This window comes from Lacticaseibacillus baoqingensis (genome assembly GCF_003946165.1).
Classification (GTDB): Bacteria; Bacillota; Bacilli; order Lactobacillales; family Lactobacillaceae; genus Lacticaseibacillus; species Lacticaseibacillus baoqingensis.
The window spans coordinates 38,389-63,021 of sequence record NZ_RHOI01000004.1; the positions used below are offsets into that span (position 1 = coordinate 38,389).

The window sequence follows — 24,633 nt, forward strand, 5'->3', positions numbered from 1 at the left end:
AAGAAATGGGCAAAAAACGAGTCTATGAATTTGCAAAGGAGTTGGATGTACCTAGTAAGACGGTGATCGATACCGCCAAGAAGCAGGGCATCGAATTCAAGAACCACATGTCGACGATGGAAGCCGATCAAGAAGCCAAGTTAAAAGCCGCATTAAAGCCGGCTGCTAATGCGGCAGCTAAACCTGCGCCAGCGGCTAAGCCAGCAGAACAGCCAGCTGAAAAAGCAGCGCCTCAAGCGGCGGCACCTGCTGCACCTGCGGCTAAGCCAGCGCCAGGCCCCCATCATACGACACAAAAGACGAAAGACGGCAAGACTTTGATCTCCAAGTCAGCGATCCGTCGCCCGCACCAAAATACCACCCAAAGCCCACAACGGCCAACCAACCAACGCAACAATAATAACGGCCGCAATGAGCGGACCAATAACGGTAATCGCGGCCCGCGGGATAACCGCAATAACAATCGCGACAATCGCAATAATAATCGTCCGCAACCTGCACCAAGCCCACGGCCGCGCGCCGGGCGGGCCACGCAAGCGAACGGCAATCCACGGCCAGTCGCTGGAAATGATGAGAAGTTTATCCAACAGTTAAAACAAAACCAGCGCAAGCAAGAAGAAAAGCGCGAAGCCAAGCAAGCCGCTGCCGCCAAGCCGGCGCCAGCACCGCGCCCAGCACAGCCCAAACCAGCGCCGCAACCGCAACCGGCGGCTACAGCTGCGCCACGGCCAGCGCGGAATCATTTTGAATCCGCGCCAAGCAGTAACAACAACAGCCGCGGAAACAGTCGTGGCGGCCGCAACAACTTCGGCAATAACCGTGGCGGCTATAATAACAACGGTCGCAACAACAACCGCCGCAATAAGAAAAACCGCAAGCGTCAGCAACAAAGTGCCCCAAAGAAGCCAATGCCACAGCGTAAAGACCGGCCATTACCAGAGACTTTGGTGTATACCGTGGGGATGAACGCTCAAGACCTCGGCAAGCTGTTGCACCGCGAACCAGCCGAGATCATCAAGAAGCTCTTCATGTTAGGCGTCATGGTCAACCAAAACCAAAGCCTGGACAAAGAAGCCATCGAATTGGTGGCCACTGATTATGGCATCAACGCCCAAGAAAAAGTCGAAGAAGACATCACCGACTTGGACAAGGTCTTTGAAGCAGAAACTACGAATACGGACCACTTGGTTTCGCGGCCGCCAGTGGTCACTATCATGGGGCACGTTGACCATGGGAAGACAACCTTGCTGGACAAGCTGCGTCACACCCATGTGACTGAAGGCGAAGCCGGCGGGATCACCCAGCATATCGGTGCTTACCAAACGCGCTTGAACGATCGGGTCATCACATTCTTGGATACCCCAGGTCACGCGGCCTTTACCAACATGCGGGCTCGTGGTGCGGATATCACCGATATCATCGTCTTAGTCGTTGCGGCTGACGATGGCGTGATGCCACAGACGATCGAAGCGATCAACCACGCCAAAGCGGCGCATGCGCCGATCATCGTGGCGGTCAACAAGATCGATAAGCCAGGTGCCAACCCGACACATGTGATGGAACAGCTTGCCGAATACGAACTGATCCCAGAATCATGGGGTGGCGAAACCATTTTCGTTGAGATCTCTGCGAAGTTCGGCAAGAACATCGATGAGCTCTTGGAAATGATCTTACTGGAAGCCGACGTTTTGGAACTCAAAGCCAACCCGGATCAAAAAGGGGTCGGTACCGTGATCGAATCTCGTTTGGACAAAGGCCGTGGTCCTGTTTCCACCGTCTTAGTCCAACAAGGGACGCTGCACATCGGCGATCCTGTCGTCGTCGGCAACACCTATGGCCGGATCCGGACGATGACCAACGATCGTGGTCGGCGGATCAAAGAAGCCTTGCCTTCCATGCCAGTGGAAATCACTGGGCTCAATGATGTCCCACAATCTGCGGATCGCTTCGTCGTCTTTGATGATGAAAAGACCGCGCGCGCAGCCGGTGAAGAACGGGCTAAGCGGGCATTGGATAAAGAACGGCAACAGACCCAACATGTCACCCTCGACAATTTGTTTGAAACGATGAAGGAAGGTCAACTGAAAGAAGTTGACGTCATCATCAAAGCGGATGTGCAAGGTTCTGTTGAAGCAATCGCCGGAAGCTTGAAGAAGATCGATGTTGAAGGCGTTCGTGTCAACATCATCCATCAAGCCGTTGGGGCGATCAACGAATCAGACGTCACCTTGGCTTCTGCTTCGAACGCGATCATCATCGGTTTTAACGTGCGGCCAACGCCACAAGCCAAAGCCCAAGCAGACACCGAAGATGTCGATATCCGCTTGCATTCTGTCATCTACAAGGCCATTGAAGAAGTGGAATCTGCGATGAAAGGGATGCTGGAGCCGACTTACGAAGAAAAGGTCACTGGCCAAATCACCGTCCGCGACACGATCAATGTGTCCAAGATCGGTACCGTTATTGGCGGTTATGTCGATTCTGGTTTCATCAAGCGCGACTCCAAAGTGCGCTTGATCCGTGATGGCATCGTGATCTATGAAGGCGAACTCGGTTCCTTGCGGCGTTTCAAAGACGACGTCAAAGAAGTCCGTGCTGGTTTCGAATTTGGGATGACCATCGAAGGCTACAACGACGTCAAAGTCGACGACCAAATCGAAGCTTACCAAATGGAAGAAGTGCCCGTGAAGTAACCAGTACCATCGGCTGCTTCACCGCCACGTTACCCATGGTTTTAGCGCATTACTATGGCTAACAAGGAGATACAGTTATGAAACATCGTATCGGACGGGTGGAAACCCAGATCCAACGTGAAGTCGATGATATCTTGCTCAAAGACGTCAACGACCCGCGGGTGCAAGGCGTGACGATCACAGGGATCAATTTGACCGGTGACTTACAAGAAGCCACACTGTACTTCAGCATTCTTTCTGATGATGAAAAGAAAATCGCTGAAGCGCAAAAAGGCCTCGATAAAGCTACTGGCTTGATCCGCAGTAAAGTCGGCCAGCGCATCAAGTTGTTCAAAACGCCAGAGCTGCATTTCGAGCAGGATAAGTCCGTACAATACGGCGCCCACATCGATCAGTTACTGGCAGACATGAAAAAAAAGCAATAAACCCCAAAAACGTGTTGGTGTCGTCACATGACGCCAACACGTTTTTTTGTATGGGGGACGGCGTTGTGAACTGATAAGAATCAAGCGAGAGTCGTGCATGGCTGCCCGTTTGCGGGTATAATGAAACAAGTTATAATGCGAAAGGAGCATCAGAATGGACGGCATTTTACCCGTTTACAAACCGGCCGGCGTGACCAGCCATGACGTGGTCGCGCAGTTGCGCCGCCTATTACACATGAAAAAGATCGGCCATTCAGGCACCTTAGATCCTAGTGTCGATGGGGTCTTGCCGATCGCATTAGGCGCTGCGACCAAAGCAGTGCCGGAATTAATGGCCGCAGGCAAGACCTACACGGGTGCGGTAACATTCGGCTTTGCCACCGAAACCGAAGATCTTGATGGTGCCACGATCGCGCGCCAAACCTTGACGGCAGGATTTTCGGATGCGCAAATCGATGCGGCGATGGCCCAATTGACCGGGACGATCACCCAGATCCCGCCGATGTATTCTGCGGTGAAGGTCAATGGCCGCAAGTTATACGAGTATGCGCGTGCTGGTGAAACCGTTGAGCGGCCCAAACGCCAGGTGACGGTGTATCGATTCGCGCGCACAAAACCGGCAGTATTTGATGCCGTTAAAGGGAAGCAGCACATCAACTTCATTGCCGAAGTGTCCAAAGGCACGTATATCCGCACGTTAGCGGTCGCAGTTGGCCGCCAACTGCAGGTGCCGGCGGTGATGAGCCAATTGACGCGCATCGCCAGCGGCGGATTTACATTGGATCAAACCCTTGATCTGCGGCCATTGACCCCAGAAACTGCACCAGCGGCTGTGGCCGCACAGCTGCGACCGATCGAATACGCCTATGCGCAATTACCGCTGTTAGCATTGACCGCCGATCAATACGATCGCCTGCAACACGGGCGTTTTTTACGTTTAGACGCAACCAGCCCGAAAGTCGGGTTGACCTATGACGGCTTGTTAAAAGCCGTATACCGGCGTGACGATGGCTTGTATCGGCCAGACGTCATGTATCTTAGTAATGAAGGAAGCCAAACGCATGCAAGTGATTGATATTCATCCCCCTTTAGCGCCTAAGTATCGCCCCCAGGAGCCGATCGTCTTGGCTTTAGGCTTTTTTGATGGGGTGCATCGCGGACATCAAGCCGTGATCCGCCAAGCACGCGTGGCAGCTGATGCGGCCAAGTGTCCATTAGCCGTGATGACGTTTGATATTCATCCGGCAGTGATCTACCAAAAGGTGCCAGCGGATACCATCAAGTATCTGTCGCCACGGCAGCGCAAAGTAGAGTTGATGGCAGAACTGGGCGTAGATTGCTTGTATTTTGTGCATTTTACGCCGGAATTTGCCCGTCAAGCGCCGCAAACCTTCGTGGATGACTATTTAGTCGGACTCAACGCCCAAGTGGTCGTGGCCGGATTTGATTATACTTATGGCAAAAAAGCCATCGCCAATATGCAGACCTTGCCGCAATATGCACGCGGCCGTTTTGACATCATCACCGTGCCCGAACATGTCGAAGACGGCACAAAAATTTCCTCGACGCGCATTCGAGATGCACTTGATCAAGGTGACGTGGACACTGCCAATGCGTTGTTAGGTTACGCGTATCGCACGACGGGGATCGTTGTGCATGGTGAAGCGCGCGGGCGGACGCTAGGCTTTCCCACGGCCAATATTGACACACCCAATTCCCAACGCCTTCCTGGTATCGGGATTTATACCGTTAAAATGAAGGTGCGCGGGCAATGGTACCCTGCCATGGCCTCAGTTGGCCGCAACGTGACTTTTGGCGCTGGGCGCGCGGTGACGCTTGAGATCAATTTGTTTGATTTTGATGCCGATATTTATGATGAACCGGTGGTCGTGGAGTGGCGGCATTATTTACGCGGTGAGATCAAATTTGCTGATGCGGCTGGGTTGATCACCCAATTAGAACATGACCGTGCTGCTAGCAAGGCATTTTTGGAGGCGCGACCGTAATGGCAGGAGCTTACATCCATATCCCGTTTTGTGCGCATATCTGCTATTATTGCGACTTCAACAAGGTCTTCATTGAAGGGCAGCCGGTGGACGATTACGTCAGCATGCTGTTGCGGGAAATGCAAATGGTCATGGCCCAATATCCTGATGAGCCGATTAAAACCGTTTATGTTGGCGGGGGGACACCGACAACGTTGACCCCGGCGCAGCTTGACCGCTTGTGTCGCGGGATCCGTGAGACCTTGCACTTTGAGCAAGGCGAGTTTACTTTTGAAGCCAATCCTAATGATCTGCTGACGACCGAAAAGCTCCAAGTCCTGCATGATAATGGGGTCAATCGCTTGTCCATTGGCGTGCAGAGTTTTGACGACGCGATCTTAAAGCAAATCGGGCGCACCCATCGCAGTCAAGATGTGTATACGGCCATTGCCAATGCGCGCCAGGTCGGGTTTGACAACTTGTCGATCGATTTGATCTTTCGCCTGCCTGGGCAAAGCCGCGACAACTTTTTGCATAGTCTGCAAAAGGCCTTGGCACTTGATCTGCCGCATTATTCCACTTATTCGCTGATCCTTGAGCGCAAGACGATTTTTTATAATTTGATGCGCAAAGGCAAGCTGACGCTGCCGACGCAAGACGTGGAAGCAGATATGTATCAAGATGCGATCGATTTGATGCAAGTGCATGGCCGCCAACAATATGAGATCGCCAACTTTGCGCAGCCGGGGTTTGAATGTCGGCACAACTTGTTATACTGGCAAAATGCCCATTACTTTGGCTTTGGCGCCGGGGCGTTTGGCTATATCGGACGTGATCGTTATCATAATTATGGACCGATCCAGCAATATCTCGCACCGCTAAAAGCGCATAAATTACCTGTGATCGAGCATCACTTGGTCCCATTGGAAGAACAGATCGAAGAGGAGATGTTTTTGGGCTTACGCACGCGCGCCGGCGTCAGCCGCCAACGCTTTTTCGACCGCTATCATTTGCGTATCGAAGACGTCTATGGGACGCTTTTGGCGCAGCTGCAGGCGCAAGGGCTGCTCACCGATGCAGATGGGCAGGTGTGCTTGACGAATCGCGGGATGTTTTTAGGCAATGAAGTTTTTCAACAGTTTTTGATCGATGGCCCATTGCTCTAGGTCAAAAGGCTGATTTCCAGCGGATTGGCAGTCTGCTATTGACTTTGCTAAGCGGCGTTGGTAGTATAGAACTTGTGTTAGGTTAGCACTCGCAAACGTTCAGTGCTAAAAAGAAGGTGGCAATATGTTGACGAAACGCCAACTGCTCGTCTTAAAAGAGATCATTCGCTCCTTCACCGAAACCGGCCAGCCGGTCGGGTCAAAGACGCTCATGGCAGAATTGCCGATCCATGTTAGTTCGGCAACGATCCGCAATGATATGAAGGCGTTGGAAGAAGCTGGGTTGATCGCTAAGACGCACAGTAGCTCGGGGCGCGTGCCCTCGACGAAAGGCTACCGCTACTACCTGGATAATCTGGTTGAACCGGCTGCGGCGACTCCTTATGAGATCGCAGCGATCCAGCAAGGCTTCGGCGGCCATTATTATAAGATCGATGAGATCGTCGCCCAAAGCGCGCGGATCTTATCGAATTTAACCAATTACACGGCAATCACCTTAGGTCCGGAAGTGGCCAATCTCAAATTGACCGGCTTTCGGATGGTGCCTTTAGGCAATCATCAAGTGATGGCGATCTTAGTGACAAACAATGGCAATGTGGTCAATCAATTATTCACGTTGCCAGGGGCGGTCGACTCCGATGAGGTGGAAAAAGCGATCCGGATCGTGAATGATCAGTTGGTCGGCTTACCACTAGGACAAGTTGCCCGCAAATTGCAAGGTGACGTTCCGGCATTGTTGTTCAAGTATATGACCAGTCCTAAAGGTTTCTTAGATATCTTCGGCAATGTATTGAAACAAGCTGCGGCCGAACGCTTTTATGTTGGCGGCCGCTTGAACTTGATGGATTATCTGGATGATTCTGATGTCCGCAAGGTCAAGCAGATCTTTTCTTTGTTTGATGATGACACCAGTGACATCAACCAGTTGATCGGTCCAGTCGAAGGCGATCCGGGCGTCCGCGTCCAATTGGGACAAGAGCTGACGCCAGATGTGTTAGATGATCTCAGCTTGATCACTGCCAGCTATAGCGTGGGCGATCACGGCACCGGAATGATCGCGCTTTTGGGACCGACGCAAATGCCGTATTCGAAGATGATCGGTTTGCTGGATGCGTTCCGAGAAGAATTAGCCAAACGCTTGACCGATTATTATTCACATTTTGATCAATAACGTGGCCGCTCAAGCGACCCACGATAAGGAGGCCACTATGACGAAAAAATCCGAAGATAAAGCGTCAACTCAAGCAGATCCTGCAGCTGATGCTGCAGCACAACCACAAAAACCGGATCAAACCAAAGCCGCGACTAAGTCGTTGAAAGACGAGATCGCTGATGAAATGGCACAAGACCTGGATGAACAAGTGTCAACGGCTGATGTTGATGTCGAAAAGCTCCAAAAAGAACGTGACGAGTTTGAAGACAAATACTTGCGTGCCGCAGCTGAGATCAGCAACATGAACAACCGTTTTAAAAAAGAGCGTGCTCAACTGTTGCAATATGATGGCCAAAAGTTAGCCACTGCGGTATTGCCCGTGTTGGATAATCTCCAACGGGCTTTAAGCAGTGCGACAGACGACAGCGATCCGTTGAAAAAAGGCGTCGAAATGGTGTATAGCCATTTACAAAACGCCTTGAAAGAAAACCATGTCGAAGCCGTACCGGCGGAAGGTCAATTTGATCCAACGATGCATCAAGCGGTGCAAACCGTACCGGCTGACGACGACCATCCTAAAGATACGATCGTGCAAGTTTTGCAGCCAGGCTATAAAATGAAAGACCGGGTCTTGCGTCCGGCAATGGTCGTCGTGGCCAATTAAGTGATTTTTCCACCCTCATATTCAGCCCTCAACACGGTTGAAGGTTGAATCCGAGGGTGGAGACGCTCGCGTATGAATATGTTTATCAATCTTGAAAAGAAGGTATGACAATGAGTAAAGTTATTGGGATCGACTTAGGGACCACCAACTCCGCCGTCGCGGTGCTTGAAGGTGGCGAACCGAAGATCATCACCAACCCTGAAGGCAACCGGACCACGCCTTCTGTCGTCGCATTCAAAGACGGCGAGATCCAAGTCGGCGAAGTGGCCAAACGCCAAGCGATCACGAACCCAGATACCATCGTGTCCATCAAGCGGCACATGGGTGAAGCCGGCTATACCGTGAAGGTCGGCGATAAGGATTATACGCCGCAAGAGATCTCCGCGCAGATCCTCCAATACATCAAGGGCTTTGCCCAGGACTATTTGGGTGAAGACGTGACGGATGCGGTCATTACCGTGCCGGCATACTTCAACGATTCTCAACGTCAAGCCACTAAGGACGCTGGCAAGATCGCCGGATTGAACGTTTCGCGGATCGTCAACGAACCGACTGCTTCTGCCTTGGCTTATGGGCTGGACAAAGGCGACGCGGACGAAAAGGTCCTGGTTTATGACCTTGGCGGCGGGACTTTTGATGTGTCCATCTTGCAATTAGGCGATGGGGTCTTTGAAGTCTTATCCACTAATGGGGATACCCACTTAGGCGGGGATGATTTTGATGATAAGATCATCAACTGGTTAGTCGATGAATTCAAGTCAGAAAACGGCATCGATTTGTCCAAAGACAAAATGGCGATGCAACGGCTGAAGGATGCTGCTGAAAAGGCGAAGAAGGATTTGTCTGGCGTTTCTTCGACGCAGATCTCCTTGCCATTTATTTCTGCCGGCGCCAATGGGCCTTTGCATTTGGAACGGACTTTGACTAAGGCCCAATTCGAACAAATGACTGAAGATCTGGTCCAAAAGACTAAGATCCCAGTGGACAATGCCTTAAAAGATGCTGGTTTGACTGCCAATGATCTGGATAAAGTCATCTTAAATGGTGGCTCAACGCGGATCCCAGCGGTCCAAGAAGCGGTTAAGAGCTGGACGGGCAAAGAACCGGATCACTCTATCAACCCTGATGAAGCCGTTGCTTTAGGCGCTGCGATTCAAGGCGGGGTCATTTCCGGGGATGTCAAAGACGTGGTCTTGCTTGATGTGACCCCATTATCCTTAGGGATCGAAACCATGGGCGGCGTCTTCACGAAGCTGATCGATCGCAATACCACGATCCCAACTTCCAAGAGTCAAGTCTTCTCAACGGCAGCCGATAACCAACCAGCCGTTGATATCCATGTCCTCCAAGGCGAACGGCCAATGGCAGCAGATAACAAGACGCTTGGGCGCTTTCAATTGACGGACATTCCGCCTGCACCGCGTGGCGTGCCGCAAATCGAAGTCAAGTTTGACATCGATAAAAACGGGATCGTGCAAGTTTCCGCTAAGGATATGGGCACTGGCAAGTCTCAAGACATCACGATCAAGAGTTCCAGCGGTTTATCCGATGAAGAAATCGATCGCATGATGAAAGAAGCCAAGGAAAACGAAGAAGCCGACAAGAAACGCAAGGAAGAAGTCGACTTGAAAAACGACGTTGACCAACTCTTGTTCCAGACCGACAAGACCTTGAAGGACTTGAAGGGCAAAGTTTCCGACGACGAGATCAAGCAGGCCGAAGATGCCAAGGAAGCTTTGAAGAAGGCCCAACAAGAAAACAACGTCGAAGACATGAAGACCAAGCGCGATGAACTGAACAAGATCGTGCAAGATCTGACGGTCAAGTTGTATGAACAAGCCCAAAAGGAGCAACAAGCCAAGGGTGCTGCTGATGGGGCTGAAAAGGCCACCGACAAGAAAGACGATGACGATACCATCGACGGCGAATACAAAGACGTCAATGACAAAAAATAATCGTCTGTGATCAAAAAGCCAAAGCCAGCTGGCTTTGGTTTTTTGGTTAGTGCAGGAAATCGCTGGCCACACTAACCCTCTCGTGCTTGGTGCAACCGGTATGGTGGTCACCACCTTGCCCCATGCTGGGCGGGTGTGTTATTCTGTACTAGCTTTTTCGTACAGACTTTAGGAGGCAATAATGGCAGAGCAGAAAGATTACTATGATATCCTTGGAGTCAGTCGTGATGCCGACGACGCGACGATCAAGAAAGCCTTTCGGCAACTTTCCAAAAAATATCACCCAGACTTGAACCATGAGCCAGGCGCCGAAGCAAAGTTCAAGGAGGTCAACGAAGCGTATCAAGTCTTATCTGATCCGCAAAAGCGTGCCGCTTATGATCAATACGGTTCCGCTGATGGCCCGCAAGGCTTCGGCGGCGGTGCTGGCCAAGGCTTTGGCGGGTTTAGCCAAGGCGGTTTTGGCGGCGGCGGTTTCGAAGATATTTTCAGTCAATTCTTCGGCGGCGGTGGCGGCTCGCAACAGCGTGCTAATGGTCCGCGGCAAGGCGCCGATCTCCAATACAGAATGGATCTGAAATTTGAAGAAGCCGTGTTTGGCAAAGACACCAAGATCTCTTATGATCGCGAAGCGCTTTGCCACACTTGCGACGGTTCCGGTGCCAAGCCGGGAACGAGTCCGGTCACGTGTTCCAAATGTCATGGTTCTGGTTACATTCGGGTGCAGCGCAATACGCCCCTTGGCGCGATGATGAGCCAAGAAGTCTGTGATGTTTGCCATGGTACTGGCAAAGAAATCAAAGATAAGTGCCCAACTTGTCACGGGACTGGTCATGAAAACGAACGCCACACTATTGACGTCAAGGTGCCAGCCGGCGTTGAAGATGGTCAACAAATGCGGTTGCGCGAAGCTGGAGAAGCCGGGACTAATGGCGGCCCTTATGGGGATCTATACATTGTGTTCCGCGTCGCGCCAAGCGATAAGTTTGAGCGGGACGGGGCAACGATCTACTTGAAGATCCCGATCAGTTTCGCCCAAGCCGCCTTAGGTGATCAGATCAAAGTGGATACGGTGCATGGCGCTGTTGAGTTGAAGATCCCAGCAGGAACGCAAACTAATAGCAAGTTCCGCTTACGCGGCAAAGGCGCCCCGCGCTTGCAAGGCAGCGGCATGGGGGATCAAATCGTCACCGTGACGGTGCAAACGCCGAAGAGCTTGAATAACAAGCAAAAAGAAGCGCTGATGGCGTTTGCCGCTGCCAGCGGTGAAGACGTCACCCCTCACGAAGGCCGGTTATTTGACCGAGTCAAAGAAGCTTTTAAAGGTAAATAGTGGATTTGCAGTGCGGCCGCGTCATTGAGAGATGATGCGGCCGCATTTTTTGGCACGATCGGAGCCAAAATCACGCTGCAGCAAATCATTTGTCATTTGCGCAGCCAGGGTGTATAGTCACTCTAGTTATCACCAGACAGTCGGTTTGACGCAACATCTGTCATTGACCGCAAGGCGATAAATCTGAGGAAAGGCAATATAAACGCATTGAGACAGCTTTGGCTGGGTCAATGGTTTATAGTGGGTGAAAGCAATGGATCGGCGGTGGTTGCTGGCATTGGCCGGCATCTGGCTACTGGTTAGCCTAGGTTTGATCGTGGGGTGCGCCAATCGGGATCGTCAGCATCGGGGTCTTGATCGGCGCCCAGTCATGGATCACCAGCGCTTTGCGTCAAAAGCAGGCGCGCTTGCAGATGCTGTGGACGTTAGCTGATGAATTGGAATATCGCCCGGAAAAACTCAAGCAGCTTGCCGGGCGCTATAGTGAAGCGGCTTGGGCTGCCACGCGCGGCGAACGCTTGCAGTTTTATCCGTCTGATCGGGTGTTAAAGCAAGTGATCATCCGCTTGCAGCGCGATCAAGCGTGCTTGCACTTGCAGTCAAAAGCAAACAAACCAGGTTGAACCGCAAAACGCCTTTAGCCCATGAAAAAACGCCTTGGGGCCACGATTCGTTATCAGAATCGCGGTCCCAAGGCGTTTTTGTCGCTGGTCGTGGCTTGCCAAAACTGAGGTCTAAGCCACATTTCTTGGCACCAGTCAGGCGTGAAAATGGGCCAAGTGCGCGCGCAGAAACGCTGCCGTGTGGCCGCTGGCACTGGCAACGGCTGTCGGCGTCCCGAGCGCGACGATCTGGCCGCCGAAGTCGCCGCCTTCAGGCCCAAGATCCAGCAGGTAATCAGCATTAGCCAGCATATCCAAGTCGTGTTCGATTGCTAAGACCGTCCCCCCATTGTCGATCAGCCGCTGGAAGACTTGTAATAAGACTTGGACATCTAACGGGTGTAAGCCAACACTTGGCTCATCAAACACAAACAAAGTGCCTTTTTGCGTGCGGCCCATGTGACTGGTTAAGCGCAAGCGCTGGGCTTCACCGCCAGATAAGGCAGGGGTGCTTTCACCCAAGTGCAAATACCCCAGTCCCATATCATGCAGCGTTTGTAAGGTGCTTAAAATCGCCGGTTCGTTGGCAAACACTGACAGCGCTGCGTCGACTGACAGCGCCAATAAGTCGGCAATGCTTTGGCCATGCCACTGGATCGCTAAGACCTCAGGGTTATAGCGTTTGCCGCCACAAGTGGGACAAATTTCTTGCATGTCAGGCAAATATTGGATGTCTAATCCGATCGTCCCGGTACCGCCGCATGTTGGACAGGCGCCTTGCTTGACATTATACGAAAAATGGCTGGCGGTGTAGCCGCGTGCTCGACTTTGTGGCAAGGCCGCAAACAGCGCGCGCAAATGATCCAAGATGTCGGTATATGTGGCCACTGTTGAGCGTACGTTCTTGCCTACTGGACTGGCGTCGATCGCCACCACCCGGCGAATGCCGCCGCGCTGCAATGCGGAAACATAGTTTGGTGCCGGATGATTTTTGGTGGCCGTTAACGCAGGGACTAACGCATCGAACACTAGCGTGGATTTACCCGCACCAGAAAATCCAGATACCACTGAAAAGCGGTTGATGGGAAAGTGCACTGTCAAGTTGTGCAAGTTAAAGCGGTCGTTGACGGTCACGCCAAAGGTCTTGGCGGGGTCAGGCAGACTTGGCCGCACGCGCAATTGTGCAGCACCGGTCAAAAACGGGCCGATCAACGATTGCTTGGCCGCGGCGATCTGCGCTGGCGTGCCGATATTGAGCAAACGACCGCCAGTTTCACCGGCCCCAGGCCCGATTTCTAATACCGTATCGGCAGCTTGGATGATCGCGGTATCATGGTCCACCACGACGACTGAATTTCCTTGTGCCACTAAGCCTTGCATGACATCGATCAAGCCTTGGACATTGGCTGGATGCAAGCCAATGCTGGGCTCATCTAAGACGTATAACACCCCAGTCGTTTCAGTTCGCAGCGTCCGGGCCAATTGGATGCGCTGCAGCTCGCCGGTGGATAGGCTGGCACCAGCACGGTCTAAAGACAAATAACTCAACCCCAAGGCAATCAATGGGGCAAGAATCTGAGTCAATTCGCGGATGATATCATGGGCCAAGGCGTGCATGTCTTGCGGCAGCCATGCCATCACCGCAGGCAGCCAGGTTTTGAGATCAGCCAAGCTTAGCGCACTGACTTGGGCAATGTTTTTGCCTGCCACCAACTGGCTCAGCAATTCGGGCTTCAGCCGTATCCCATGGCAAGTCGGGCAGACGCCAAATTCATAAAAGCGGTTGAGGCGGGCAATGGCGCGTTCGTTAGTTGTGGTGGCCATGGAATCGGTGACGGCGTTATAGGCATTTTCATACACCGCATTATCCATATGAAAGATCTTACCGGTTTTGCTGGGAATGTTGATTGCATAAGTTTGCTTGGGGCCATGCCAGACGAATGCTTGTTGCGCTTTGGGCAGGTCTTGAAAAGGCGTATCGATGTCAATACCGGCGTATTGGGCCACAATGTGCATGAAGTTGCGTCCTGGCAAACGCCAAGACGCAACGGCTCCTGCTCGGATTGTCTTGGTGGGATCTGGGATCAGCCGCTCGACCGCTAATGTTTTCGCTTGGCCGGTACCGTCGCAAGTGGGGCAAGCGCCAACTGAATTAAACGCAAAACTTTCAGCCCCAAACAAAGGCACCACCGCCCCACAACTGGGACAAGTCAGTTGCGCGTCGGCACCTTTAGTGTCCATTAAGTGCGCAATGGCAAGCGTCGGCGGTAATTGATGACCATTCGGACAGCGCGGCGAGCCTAACCGGGAAAACAACAAGCGCAACACGTTAAACGCCTCAGTCATGGTGCCTACAGTCGAGCGGATTCCAGGGACGGCAGGGCGCTGACGCAACGCAATGGCACTGGGAATGTGTTCGACTTTGTCGACTTTTGCATGGCCTGCTTGGCCTAGGCGCCGGCGGGTGTATGTCGATAAGGCAGAGACATAACGCCGCATCCCTTCAGCGTATAACACCCCCATGGCCAAGCTGGATTTGCCAGATCCCGACCGTCCCGTGATGGCCACTAACTGATGCAAGGGAATATCGACATCCAGGTGCTTCAAATTATTCACTTGCGCGCCGCGGACAGAAATATGAGTAGGTATGGACATGACAAGCAACAACTCCTTTACTCGTTTAGTCTAGCACACCATGATCACAACCGGTGGGCACAAAAAAACCTTGATTTGCGCAATCAAGGTTTTTTGGAAAACATGTTCAGATTAGTGGACCACTTCAACCGTGGCATATAAGATCCCAGCAGATGGGATCTGGTTGCTTGGCATCGCGACGTCCAATTGGTGCGGATTGCTGGCAGCAAATGCCCCTGTATCATTAACGGTCCGATACCAAACGGTGCCATCAGAAAGGGTGATCTTTAAACGCGTTCCTTTAGGGAAAACGGAAAGGTTAGCAGCAACGCCGCTATAGCCCATGTTTGAGCCTAAAACCGCTGGATCATAAAATGATAACTTGAACGTCCCATAACTAGTGGTGCTGGTCGTTGCCGGTGCGGCAGCAGGAGCTGGGGTGGTGGCTGTTTGCGTTTGGGCAGCCGGTGCTGGGGTCGCCGCTTGCGGAGTTGCTTGCGCAGCTGGCGCACTCGTCGGATTAGCAGTTGCAGTTGTGGCCGTCAATTTCAACGTTTGCCCAACCAAGATCAAGTCTGGGTTGCTCAGCTGGTTATAGCTGACCAAGTTGGCAACGGTGGTGTTGTGCTCAACGGCGATTTGAGAAAGCGTATCGCCCGCTTTGACGGTATAAGTGGTGTCAGCCGCAGGAGTCGCAGTTTTCAACTTCAACTTTTGACCAACTAAGATCAGGTTTTGGTTTGTGATATTGTTCGTCGATGCCAGTTCAGACACTGTTGAATTTTGGTCAAGCGCGATTTGGGAAAGCGTATCGCCGGCTTTAACTGTATATTCTGGATCGCTGGTATCTGCTTTGACCACATGCCCTTGTGTCATCAGTGTGCCTGGCAATAAAGCCAACGCAGGAGAGAACAATAGTGCTAATTGTGATTTTTTGATAATACTCACTCCTCAAGTAGTTTACTTGTCCAACCGTATGTATCTAACAGTTAGTATAGCGGCTGCAAGTGACAGCGGTAGAGCAAAACGATGACAAAATATTTAATTTCAGTAACACCGTCATCCGCTTGTAATATATTTGTCATAAATGCGCATAAAAAAATAGGTCATCATCTCGATGACCTTAAACTGCGGCTACAGTGTGGGCTTTTGCCGCAAGCGGGCGACTTGCTCGGCTGCTGGGGTCACCGTCACCGTGCGTTGGCCTTCATACACGACAAATCCAGGTTTAGCGCCGTTGGGTTTGCGGATCTTCTTGACCACGATCCAATCAACCGGCACATTGGCACTGTTGCGTGATCTGGAGAAATATGCCGCTAGTTGGGCCGCTTCCATCAGCGTTTTTTCACTCGGGTCCGCCGAATCGATGATCACATGTGACCCGGGAACGTCTTTGGCATGCAACCAAATATCGGTTTTTTTCGCCAGCTTCAAGGTAAGCTGGTCGTTTTGCAAATTGTTTTTGCCAACGAAGATCTGGGTGCCGTCGCTGGCCCAAAACTGTTCTGGTTTGGCCACTTTTTGCTTTTTCGCCGTTTTTTTACCCTTATGTTGCGGCTTCAAATAGCCGCCTTGTTGCAATTCTAAGCGAATATCGTCAAGGTCTTTAGGTGCTGCCAGTTCGATCTGGGTCATGATCCCAGTCAGGTATTCCAGCTCTGCTTGGTTTTCAGCCATTTGTTCGTGGACATACGCCACGGCATTGCGCAGTTTTTGGTACTTGGCAAAATACTTTTGGGCATTTTTAGACGGCGACAGCTGATTAGACAACGTGATTTTCAACGGCTGCATGTCGGCATAAAAATTCGGCAAGGTGATACTGGTCATCCCGCGTTCGACTTGACTCAAATAAGTGGTCAAGATCTCGCCGCGAATGCGATAATCATCCGCTTTTTGCGTGGCTTTTAGGGTTTGGGCCAGCTTTTTTTGCTTCTTTTTATCCTTGTCGATCAAGTTCTTCAGCGGGTGGATCAAGTTGCTGCCGAGTTGGCGCACGCGATCATGCTCGGCTTTTTGAGCATAATACGCGTCTAACATGTCACTGAGCGTCGGGTACGTTTGCACTGTTCCTGACAAGCTGTGATAAGGCGTCGCACTGAAGTTGACCTTGTCGCCGGTCGTGATCGTCGGGGTGGGGTGGTCAAAAGCGGACAAGAATGCTGTCCATTGTGTGTTGGCATCGCCACTTAACAAACGCGCGGCTAATTCATTGGCAGAATCTGCCGCCAAGCCTTGATAATGCCGCTGAAGCAATTGCGGCAGCGGCACGCCGGCAGTTTTCATCAGTTCTTGATACCCGGCACTTTCGTCAGTGAACGGATCGATTTTATCTTGGATCGGCGGCTGCACATAATCAGCGCCTGGCAACAGCAGTCGATAGCGATTTTGATCAGGGGATACATGGTGGATCAAGTCGATGATCTTATTGGTGCGCAAGTTGACCAGCGTAATATTTGAATGCCGCCCCATGAATTCAACCACGAGGCGCAGTGACAGATCATCACCCAGCTCGTCGCGAGTTTTAAAGTCCAAATGCATCACCCGATCATTGGCCACTTGCACGAGGCTCAACAGACTCGCACTTTGCAAGTATTTGCGCAGCGTCATCGTGAAGGTGCTGGGAACATCAGGATTGGCAAAGGGGATGCGGGTGATTTGCGCGCGGGCGTATTCTGGATGCGCCGACAATAATAACGGCCAGTTTTTGCGTTCGGCGCGAATGGTTAAGATGATCTCGTTTTGATAAGGTTGTTGGATCTTGTTCACGCGGCCGCCAACTAACCAGGAACTAAGTTCGGCGGCCATGGCGTGGGTGAATAGGCCATCAAATGACATAAGGGCCCTCCTTCTATATAAAAAGCGTCTGTCACCATTGTACCAGTTTTACCGGGAACGTTGTGATGATACCGCCTTCAATCAGGGGTGCGGTTCAATTATTCCAGGATTCATGTTAAAGTGTTAAGGTACAAAAATCAAAAGTGGGTGAATCGCATGAAGATCGCCGTCGTCACCGACAGCACCGCGTATCTTTCAGAAGAACAGATCCAAGCCAACCACATTAAGGTGGTCCCGATCCCAGTGATCCTCGATGGCACCGTTTATGATGAAGGCAAGGATATCCAATCGGCACAATACTATGAACTGCTCCGTACCGCTAAGACGTTTCCTAACACGTCACAGCCGCCTTTAGGCGAAGTTTTGAAACTTTATGAAAACTTAGCACATGAAGGTTACGATACGATTTTAAGCATCCACCTCGCCAGCACGATCTCTGGGTTTGTCAATACGCTCAAAGGTGCCGCCAGTGAGATCCAAGATGCCAATGTGGTCGTGTATGACTCACAGATCACGGTGATCTTAATGGGTGAACTGGTGTTGACTGCTGCGAAAATGGCGGCTCAAGGCGCTGATATTCAAGCAATCTTAGCCAAGATGGACGAATTGCGCGCCACGACTGGGGAGTATTTTATCGTCAATGACTTGCAAAACTTAGTGCGCGGCGGCCGTTTGTCTAATGCCGCTGGGTTTATCGGTGGTATGTTGAAAATCAAGCCGCTGTTAACCTTTGACGATGACAGCCATAAGATCGTGGCTTTTGAAAAGATCCGCTCTTTAAAAAAAGCCTATGCGCGCATTGAAGACTTATTCACGCAAGAACTTGAGCGCGTGGATTATCCGCTGAAAGCTTGGGTGATCCATGCCAACGACCCGGAAGCGGCGGCGCAATGGCGCCAAGAATTAGAAGCAAAGTTTCCCCAAGTTGAGTTTGCAACGTCTTATTTTGGCCCAGTGATCGGCACACATCTTGGCGAGCGTGCCATCGCGCTAGGCTGGATCAAAGACGAAAGATGAGCGCCTTAAAGGTAAGCCCCCGGCTTACCTTTTTTTGTGCAAGCGAACAGTGATCTGCAGGGTTTCAAGGCGGACTCGTGCGAGGGCTTAGTTGGTTGTGATACTATGATTAGTAATCAGAGGAGTGATGAGTAAATGTTCATTCAACCAACCAACGAAACCGGTCGGATCTTAGCAGCGCGAACTGCTTATTCTGGCCATATTTTCGATGTGATCCAACAAACCATTGAAACACCAGACGGCTTGCGTGTTGAGCGTGATTTGATCAAGCATGCGCCAGCCGTCGCTTTATTGGCCATGACGGCAGATGATCAGGTGCTGGTCAACCGGGAGTATCGCGTGGGGATCAATGCTGAAGCCTATGCCTTACCTGCTGGTTTGATCGATCCAGGGGAAACGCCTGATGCGGCGGCAAAGCGCGAATTAGAAGAAGAAACGGGCTATGTGGCCCAATCTTTGCAACCTTTGTGTGCGGTGCGCTCCAGCGAAGGGATGACTGATGAAGTGGTGCATTTGTATTATGCACAAGTCGATCAAAAAAAACGCATCAAGCAGCATTTTGATCGAGATGAATTTGTCACGAGTCAATTTGTGCCGCTGCCAGATGTGATCGCGGCGGTGCAAGACGGGCGGATCGCTTCTGCGCAAAGTGTGTCGGCTTTGAGTTATTACCTGGCATTCGTGCGCAACGCATGAGGTTTTTTAGCCCAGAGGGTTGACTTCTGAGCGAAAACGATTATTATGAAAGACATATTAAATAAACGTTAATCAAATGAAGTTGTGATTAGAAACCGCGTGTTGTTCAGGGTGTCAAGAGAGTCCCGCTGCTGTGAAGGGATCACTACCCAATGCGTCCACATCTATGAACTTGGCGATTGAATCCAGTAGGTCGTCACGCAGGAATTGCGTTATCATAGCTACCAACAAGCGCTCGCTTAGGCCGTCGCTTGCAGGCAGTGTGAGGCTGGCTTCGCAAGAAGTCGGTAAACAGAGGTGGAACCGCGGTGAATCAATCGTCCTCGATGAGCAATAGCTTATCGTGGGCGATTTTTTTATCTTCTCATAATCATTTTGGAAAGAAGGTCCAATATGTCAAAACGCAATCTGCCAGTGGGCACCCGTGATGAATTCGGTCCGGAAACGGAACGCAAGACCCAATTGACACAATTACTTCAAGAACGGTTTACTCAGCAGGGCTTTCACCCGATCAAAACCCCGGTGATGGAATATCGCGCCGTGTTTGATGCAATGGCGCCGACCCCGGAAAATGCCTATCAGTTTTTAGAAGAAACTGGTGAGACCTTAGTCTTGCGGCCGGATTTAACTTTACCCATTGCCCGGGTGATGAGTACGACTGGGATCACCCCGCCGACGAAGTGGTGTTATACCGGGGATGTTTTTCGGATCAAAAAGCGCCACTCTGGCGGTTATAATCAAATCACTCAAAGCGGGGTCGAGATCATTGGGTATCAAGGCCTCAAAGCCGAATGGGAATGCCTCTTGCTGGCGGCAGGGATCTGTACGGAACTCAAGTTAGCGGATGTGACCATCGAACTTTCTGATGCCAGCTTTGTCGATACCGTGTTGGCGCAATTGCCGCTTGCCAACCAAGATGCCCTCAAACACGCCTTGTTCAATAAAGACTTGACGGCTTATGAGCAGCTGCTCAAGCATTTGCCGCAAAGCCAGCTGACCGCGTTTTTAGCCGCTTGGCCATGGCTGTTTGGCCCGGCAGATGAGGTGTTGGCTAAGCTGCCAGATGAACCGACGATCCAAGCCAGCGTTGCGGATCTGCGCAAGACGGTGGCGTTTCTTGAAGCCAATTGTCCGAGCTTGCATTTGACCATCGACTTATCCAGTCAGTCGCCGCAGCCTTATTACACCGGGTTGGTTTTCCACGGCTATCGGCCAGATGCCAATGATTACTTATTCAGTGGCGGGCGTTATGATCGACTCCTTTCAAGCTTTCAACAAACGCGTCAACCTGCCGTTGGTTTTAGCTTTGACTTAGATGCATTAGCTGCGACTTTGCCGCAAAGCCCGGCAGTGGTGCCAACGTTGATCTATTTTACTGATACGCAATGGGCCCAAGCACAAGCCCTAGCGGCTAAAACCCCTAATGCCAGTTTGTGTTTGACAGATAGCTTGGCAGCGGCCAAACGCCAAGCGCAAGGGGTTGGCGCCAACTTGATCGATCTCAGTCAGGAGGATGCGCAATGACATTAAAAATCGCATTGACCAAAGGCCGCACCGAAAAGCAAGTGTTGCCCTTGTTGGCCCAAGCGGGGATGGATGTGGAACCGATCCGCAATAAAGGGCGCCGCTTGATTTTTAACGATGATCCCAAATACCACACGATCTTAGCCAAAGGCCCAGACGTGTTGACTTATCTCAATCGCGGAGCAATGGATATTGGGATCGTCGGCAGCGATATTCTTGATGAACAGCGCAATCCGCAATATGACATGTTGGATCTGCGCACTGGCCGCTGCCGGTTTGTGTTAGCATCAACCGCGAATTTTGATCCTGGACAGACCCGTCGCAAGATCATCGCCACCAAATATCCCAATATCACGCAAGACTATTTCGCCACCATTGGCGAAGACGTCGAGATCATCAAGATCGAAGGCTCCGTCGAACTCGCCCCGTTAGTCGGGTTAGCGGATGCAATCGTGGATATCGTTGAGACTGGCACGACGCTGCGTGAAAACCACTTACAAGTCTTTGCGGAATTGCGGCCGGTGTCCACGCACTTAGTGGTCAACCGCCTCGCCTTGAAGCAAAAGCAAGTGGAGATCCAAACTTTGATCCAAAATCTACAAAAAGCCATTCAGGAGGACTAATCATGAAAATTTTAACTGGTAATTTTGACCAACTGGCCACCCAAGTCAACCAACGTGAAGAACAAGCGGCCAGCAAGCCAGAAGTTGAAGCGGCAGTTGCCGACATCATCGCCAATGTGCGTGCCAATGGTGACCAAGCCTTAAAGGACTATTCGCAAAAGTTTGACGGCGTCCAAGTTGATGATTTCAAAGTTAGTCAAGCCACCATTGATGCCGGCTATGCCAGCTGTTCTAAGGAATTGATCGATGCGTTGTTGTTGGCCAAGCGAAACATCACCAGCTACCACGAAAAAGAAGTCAGTCGCGGCTTTATTGACAGCGAACAACCAGGTGTGATTCGCGGCCAGAAGCTGACCCCCTTGGCTGCCGTTGGCTTGTATGTGCCAGGCGGGACCGCTGCTTATCCATCAACGATCATGATGGCGGCTTTGCCGGCTAAGATCGCTGGTGTCAAAAATATTGTCATGGTGACGCCGCCACAACCAGCAGGGATCAATCCTGCAGTGTTAGCTGCCGCCAAGTTAGCCGGTGTCGATGCGGTTTATCAAGTCGGCGGTGCTCAAGCGGTCGCGGCTTTAGCTTTTGGCACCGAAAGCATTCCGCGGGTCGACAAGATCATGGGCCCAGGCAACATTTTTGTTGCCACCGCCAAAAAGCAAGTCTTTGGTCAAGTGGCCATCGATATGATCGCCGGCCCTTCGGAAATCGGCATTATCGCCGATGGCCAGTCCAACCCTGCGCAAGTGGCAGCCGACTTGTTGAGCCAAGCGGAACACGATAAGCTGGCCCGGCCGATGTTAGTGACTGACAGCCAAGCCCTCGCTGATGCCGTCAATCTCGAATTGACCAAGCAACTGGCCACTTTGCCGCGTGAAGAAATTGCCACCGCCAGTGTCAATGATGAAGGGTTCATCGCCGTGGTAGAAAATCTCGACGACGCATTTAAGCTGATGAACTTGATCGCACCAGAACACTTGGAAGTGCAAGTGGATGAACCAATCAGCTATCTCAATCAGATTCAAAACGCGGGTTCAGTCTTCTTAGGCCGGACCGCTTCAGAACCGCTGGGTGATTATGTTGCCGGCCCTAACCACATCTTGCCGACTGCAGGGACGGCGCGTTTCTTCTCGCCGCTAGGGGTGGAAGATTTCGTCAAGCGCATCCAATTCATTCAATACACTCCGCAAGCTTTGGGTAAAGAAGCTAAAGCGATCACGACCTTAGCCCGTACCGAAGGCTTAGAAGGACATGCAAGAGCGATCGAATCGCGCTTTAACTAAGCCCGATGCAAAAGCCTAACTGAGGATCGGTGCCGATTTGCTGGTCGCTGCGATCAGCATGACCCAGTGGACGCGATCATTTCGTCCACCAGCATTCACCGATTTGTCATCTGTTCAACTTATTCAAGGAGGAACTGTCATGCGTCAAGCCACCATCACGCGAAATACTAAAGAAACCAAGATCACCGTTAGTTTGAACCTCGATGATTATTCGACCATCGACATTGATACCGGGATCGGCTTTTTCGATCATATGCTCAATGCCTTCGCCAAGCACGGGCGTTTTGGCTTAGTCGTCAAAGCCGATGGCGATTTAGACGTCGATCCGCATCATACGACTGAAGATGTTGGCATCGTGATCGGCGAATGCTTCAAAGCAGCCTTAGGCGATAAGGCCGGCATCGAGCGTTTTGGCACCGCGTTTGTGCCATTAGATGAAACTTTGAGCCGGGTCGTGATCGATCTTTCTGGGCGGGCGTATTTGGTTTTTGAAGCCGAATTTGATAACCCGAAGCTGGGTGGTTATGACACTGAAGTGACGCAAGACTTTTTTCAAGCCTTTGCGTTTGCCGCAGAGCTGAATCTGCATGCCACTGTCTTATATGGCCGCAACACGCACCACAAGATCGAAACCTTGTTCAAAGCACTCGGCCGGGCAATGCGCGCAGCAGTGACGATAAACCCAGAAGTTAAAGGGATCCCATCGACTAAAGGAGTGATTTGATGCTGGCAGTGATCGATTACGATACGGGCAATGTCCGTAACGTCAAAAAAGCGTTAGACTACCTGAACATCGCCAACACCTTGACTAGTGATCCAGCAGTGATCGCCGAAGCAGACGGCTTGATCTTGCCTGGCGTCGGTGCGTTTCAAAAAGCGATGGCTGAGCTGCAAAAACGCGACCTCGTCGGCGTTTTGCAAACTCAAGCCGCGGCTGGGCAGCCGATGTTGGGAATCTGTTTAGGCATGCAATTATTGTTTGATCGCAGTGAAGAGTTTGGCGATTCGACTGGATTAGGCTTGCTGCCAGGGGCGGTGGTTGCCATCCCCGAAAAATCTGGTTTGAAGGTCCCGCACATGGGCTGGGATACCAACCATAGCAAGGCTAACAACCGCTTTGGCCAAGTTTTTGATCAACAAGCGACTTATTTCGTACACTCATTTTATGTGCAAACTGCGGCGAAAAATATCGTTGCCACCGTCGACTATGGGGTCACCATCCCTAGCGTCGTGCAACAAAACAATGTTGTGGGGATGCAGTTTCACCCCGAAAAAAGCGGCCAAGTCGGCTTAGCCGGCCTAAAAGCCTTCAAGGAGATGTGTGCAGATGCAGCTTTTTCCAGCAATTGACCTGTTGAATGGTCAAAGCGTGCGCTTGTTTCAAGGCGACTACGCACAAGTTTCAACGATCAACACCGATCCGTTGGTGCAAGCTCAAAAGATCCAACAAGCCGGATTGACGAATTTACACTTAGTCGACCTCGACGGCGCCAAAGCCGGGCAGCCGCAAAATCTTGAGACGATCACCCGCTTGCGCCAAAATACTGATCTGTTTATTGAAGTTGGTGGCGGGATCCGGTCGTTAAAGACGATCCGGCAATATCTGGATTTAGGGATCGATCGGGTGATCCTAGGCAGTATCGCGCTGAAAGCCCCAGAGTTGGTCAAGCAAGCACTGGCTGAATTTGGTGCAGACCAAATCGTGATCGGGATCGACGCCAAAAACGATCGCGTCGCCACAGAAGGATGGCTTGAAACCAGCACCACCAGCACCGCTGATTTAGTGGCGACGATGGCCGAAGCTGGGGCCGCGACGTTTATCGTCACTGACATTGCCAAAGACGGGACGCTGGCAGGGCCGAATGTGGCCATGCTCAGGCGCTTGCACGAGCAGTTTCCGGCACTGATCTTTGTCGCTTCTGGCGGGATGCGCACGCCGGCAGACTTAGTTGCCTTGCAAACTGCCGGAATCGAGCATGCGATCATCGGCAAGGCGTTAGCAGCTGGCAGCATTACCTTAGCGCAGTTGAAAGCATTGGAGGGATAAC

Annotated in this window: 21 protein-coding genes; 18 read left to right on the plus strand and 3 right to left on the minus strand. The window is 51.6% G+C overall.

Features of this window, described 5'->3' with window-relative positions:
• Positions 1-5: 5 nt before the first annotated feature.
• The 10 genes from infB to EKM91_RS02395 all read left to right on the plus strand — a co-directional run bounded on the left by infB (position 6) and on the right by EKM91_RS02395 (position 11,997).
• Positions 6-2,693, plus strand: a complete 2,688-nt coding sequence (infB, locus tag EKM91_RS02350) for a translation initiation factor IF-2 (protein ID WP_125749182.1) — start codon at positions 6-8, stop codon at positions 2,691-2,693.
• A gap of 77 nt (positions 2,694-2,770) precedes the next feature.
• Positions 2,771-3,118, plus strand: a complete 348-nt coding sequence (gene rbfA, locus EKM91_RS02355) for a 30S ribosome-binding factor RbfA (RefSeq protein WP_125749185.1) — start codon at positions 2,771-2,773, stop codon at positions 3,116-3,118.
• Between the two features lie 154 nt (positions 3,119-3,272).
• Complete coding sequence (truB, locus tag EKM91_RS02360) at positions 3,273-4,193, plus strand: tRNA pseudouridine(55) synthase TruB (protein WP_125749188.1); 921 nt, start codon at positions 3,273-3,275, stop codon at positions 4,191-4,193.
• Entirely contained in the window at positions 4,180-5,124 is a 945-nt protein-coding gene (gene ribF, locus EKM91_RS02365) for a riboflavin biosynthesis protein RibF (protein WP_125749191.1), read from the plus strand. The genes truB and ribF overlap by 14 nt, the downstream gene beginning before the upstream one ends.
• Complete coding sequence (hemW, locus tag EKM91_RS02370) at positions 5,124-6,269, plus strand: radical SAM family heme chaperone HemW (RefSeq protein ID WP_125749194.1); 1,146 nt, start codon at positions 5,124-5,126, stop codon at positions 6,267-6,269. The genes ribF and hemW overlap by 1 nt, the downstream gene beginning before the upstream one ends.
• A gap of 124 nt (positions 6,270-6,393) precedes the next feature.
• On the plus strand, positions 6,394-7,440 hold the full coding sequence (gene hrcA / locus EKM91_RS02375; protein WP_125749196.1) for a heat-inducible transcriptional repressor HrcA: 1,047 nt from the start codon (positions 6,394-6,396) through the stop codon (positions 7,438-7,440).
• Between the two features lie 37 nt (positions 7,441-7,477).
• Positions 7,478-8,086, plus strand: a complete 609-nt coding sequence (gene grpE / locus EKM91_RS02380) for a nucleotide exchange factor GrpE (protein ID WP_125749199.1) — start codon at positions 7,478-7,480, stop codon at positions 8,084-8,086.
• 110 nt (positions 8,087-8,196) lie between these two features.
• Positions 8,197-10,041 (plus strand): molecular chaperone DnaK, encoded by a 1,845-nt coding sequence (gene dnaK / locus EKM91_RS02385; protein ID WP_125749202.1) that lies wholly within the window; start codon positions 8,197-8,199, stop codon positions 10,039-10,041.
• A 181-nt stretch (positions 10,042-10,222) separates the two neighbouring features.
• Positions 10,223-11,374, plus strand: a complete 1,152-nt coding sequence (gene dnaJ, locus EKM91_RS02390; protein ID WP_125749205.1) for a molecular chaperone DnaJ — start codon at positions 10,223-10,225, stop codon at positions 11,372-11,374.
• 386 nt (positions 11,375-11,760) lie between these two features.
• Positions 11,761-11,997 (plus strand): hypothetical protein, encoded by a 237-nt coding sequence (locus tag EKM91_RS02395; protein ID WP_164508427.1) that lies wholly within the window; start codon positions 11,761-11,763, stop codon positions 11,995-11,997.
• A 135-nt stretch (positions 11,998-12,132) separates the two neighbouring features.
• Here the strand turns inward: EKM91_RS02395 and EKM91_RS02400 are convergent, their stop codons facing one another.
• From EKM91_RS02400 to EKM91_RS02410, 3 genes are all read right to left on the minus strand, one after another.
• Positions 12,133-14,631, minus strand: a complete 2,499-nt coding sequence (locus EKM91_RS02400) for an excinuclease ABC subunit UvrA (RefSeq protein WP_125749211.1) — start codon at positions 14,629-14,631, stop codon at positions 12,133-12,135.
• A gap of 111 nt (positions 14,632-14,742) precedes the next feature.
• Positions 14,743-15,486 carry a LysM peptidoglycan-binding domain-containing protein gene (locus EKM91_RS14215; RefSeq protein ID WP_164508428.1) on the minus strand — a complete coding sequence of 248 codons (744 nt, stop codon included), beginning with the start codon at positions 15,484-15,486 and terminating at the stop codon, positions 14,743-14,745.
• A 258-nt stretch (positions 15,487-15,744) separates the two neighbouring features.
• Positions 15,745-17,445, minus strand: a complete 1,701-nt coding sequence (locus EKM91_RS02410; protein ID WP_125749218.1) for an NFACT RNA binding domain-containing protein — start codon at positions 17,443-17,445, stop codon at positions 15,745-15,747.
• A 156-nt stretch (positions 17,446-17,601) separates the two neighbouring features.
• Between EKM91_RS02410 and EKM91_RS02415 the strand changes: the two genes are divergently transcribed.
• The 8 genes from EKM91_RS02415 to hisA all read left to right on the plus strand — a co-directional run bounded on the left by EKM91_RS02415 (position 17,602) and on the right by hisA (position 24,632).
• Positions 17,602-18,462 carry a DegV family protein gene (locus tag EKM91_RS02415; protein WP_125749222.1) on the plus strand — a complete coding sequence of 287 codons (861 nt, stop codon included), beginning with the start codon at positions 17,602-17,604 and terminating at the stop codon, positions 18,460-18,462.
• Positions 18,463-18,597: 135 nt separating this feature from the next.
• A complete protein-coding gene (locus EKM91_RS02420) occupies positions 18,598-19,158 on the plus strand; it encodes an NUDIX hydrolase (RefSeq protein WP_125749225.1) in 561 nt (186 codons plus the stop codon).
• 393 nt (positions 19,159-19,551) lie between these two features.
• Positions 19,552-20,682 (plus strand): ATP phosphoribosyltransferase regulatory subunit, encoded by a 1,131-nt coding sequence (locus EKM91_RS02425; RefSeq protein ID WP_125749228.1) that lies wholly within the window; start codon positions 19,552-19,554, stop codon positions 20,680-20,682.
• Positions 20,679-21,305: an ATP phosphoribosyltransferase gene (gene hisG, locus EKM91_RS02430; protein WP_125749231.1), complete on the plus strand. Its 627-nt coding sequence runs from the start codon at positions 20,679-20,681 to the stop codon at positions 21,303-21,305. Before EKM91_RS02425 ends, hisG begins: the two co-directional genes overlap by 4 nt.
• Before the next feature lie 2 nt (positions 21,306-21,307).
• Entirely contained in the window at positions 21,308-22,585 is a 1,278-nt protein-coding gene (gene hisD / locus EKM91_RS02435; protein ID WP_125749235.1) for a histidinol dehydrogenase, read from the plus strand.
• Between the two features lie 139 nt (positions 22,586-22,724).
• Positions 22,725-23,309 carry an imidazoleglycerol-phosphate dehydratase HisB gene (gene hisB, locus EKM91_RS02440; RefSeq protein ID WP_125749238.1) on the plus strand — a complete coding sequence of 195 codons (585 nt, stop codon included), beginning with the start codon at positions 22,725-22,727 and terminating at the stop codon, positions 23,307-23,309.
• Entirely contained in the window at positions 23,309-23,935 is a 627-nt protein-coding gene (gene hisH / locus EKM91_RS02445) for an imidazole glycerol phosphate synthase subunit HisH (protein ID WP_125749241.1), read from the plus strand. Before hisB ends, hisH begins: the two co-directional genes overlap by 1 nt.
• On the plus strand, positions 23,913-24,632 hold the full coding sequence (hisA, locus tag EKM91_RS02450) for a 1-(5-phosphoribosyl)-5-[(5-phosphoribosylamino)methylideneamino]imidazole-4-carboxamide isomerase (RefSeq protein ID WP_125749244.1): 720 nt from the start codon (positions 23,913-23,915) through the stop codon (positions 24,630-24,632). Before hisH ends, hisA begins: the two co-directional genes overlap by 23 nt.
• Position 24,633 lies beyond the last annotated feature (1 nt).

Excerpts from the sequence above, each read along its gene's own strand:
- hisH (WP_125749241.1), top strand. The coding sequence starts at position 23,309 with ATGCTGGCAGTGATCGATTACGATACGGGCAATGTCCGTAACGTCAAA.
- grpE (WP_125749199.1), top strand. The coding sequence starts at position 7,478 with ATGACGAAAAAATCCGAAGATAAAGCGTCAACTCAAGCAGATCCTGCA.
- infB (WP_125749182.1), top strand. The coding sequence starts at position 6 with ATGGGCAAAAAACGAGTCTATGAATTTGCAAAGGAGTTGGATGTACCT.
- hisD (WP_125749235.1), top strand. The coding sequence starts at position 21,308 with ATGAAAATTTTAACTGGTAATTTTGACCAACTGGCCACCCAAGTCAAC.
- hisG (WP_125749231.1), top strand. The coding sequence starts at position 20,679 with ATGACATTAAAAATCGCATTGACCAAAGGCCGCACCGAAAAGCAAGTG.
- EKM91_RS14215 (WP_164508428.1), bottom strand. The coding sequence starts at position 15,486 with ATGACACAAGGGCATGTGGTCAAAGCAGATACCAGCGATCCAGAATAT.
- truB (WP_125749188.1), top strand. The coding sequence starts at position 3,273 with ATGGACGGCATTTTACCCGTTTACAAACCGGCCGGCGTGACCAGCCAT.
- ribF (WP_125749191.1), top strand. The coding sequence starts at position 4,180 with ATGCAAGTGATTGATATTCATCCCCCTTTAGCGCCTAAGTATCGCCCC.
- hisA (WP_125749244.1), top strand. The coding sequence starts at position 23,913 with ATGCAGCTTTTTCCAGCAATTGACCTGTTGAATGGTCAAAGCGTGCGC.
- dnaK (WP_125749202.1), top strand. The coding sequence starts at position 8,197 with ATGAGTAAAGTTATTGGGATCGACTTAGGGACCACCAACTCCGCCGTC.
- hrcA (WP_125749196.1), top strand. The coding sequence starts at position 6,394 with ATGTTGACGAAACGCCAACTGCTCGTCTTAAAAGAGATCATTCGCTCC.
- hisB (WP_125749238.1), top strand. The coding sequence starts at position 22,725 with ATGCGTCAAGCCACCATCACGCGAAATACTAAAGAAACCAAGATCACC.
- EKM91_RS02410 (WP_125749218.1), bottom strand. The coding sequence starts at position 17,445 with ATGTCATTTGATGGCCTATTCACCCACGCCATGGCCGCCGAACTTAGT.
- EKM91_RS02425 (WP_125749228.1), top strand. The coding sequence starts at position 19,552 with ATGTCAAAACGCAATCTGCCAGTGGGCACCCGTGATGAATTCGGTCCG.
- hemW (WP_125749194.1), top strand. The coding sequence starts at position 5,124 with ATGGCAGGAGCTTACATCCATATCCCGTTTTGTGCGCATATCTGCTAT.
- rbfA (WP_125749185.1), top strand. The coding sequence starts at position 2,771 with ATGAAACATCGTATCGGACGGGTGGAAACCCAGATCCAACGTGAAGTC.
- EKM91_RS02420 (WP_125749225.1), top strand. The coding sequence starts at position 18,598 with ATGTTCATTCAACCAACCAACGAAACCGGTCGGATCTTAGCAGCGCGA.
- dnaJ (WP_125749205.1), top strand. The coding sequence starts at position 10,223 with ATGGCAGAGCAGAAAGATTACTATGATATCCTTGGAGTCAGTCGTGAT.
- EKM91_RS02415 (WP_125749222.1), top strand. The coding sequence starts at position 17,602 with ATGAAGATCGCCGTCGTCACCGACAGCACCGCGTATCTTTCAGAAGAA.
- EKM91_RS02400 (WP_125749211.1), bottom strand. The coding sequence starts at position 14,631 with ATGTCCATACCTACTCATATTTCTGTCCGCGGCGCGCAAGTGAATAAT.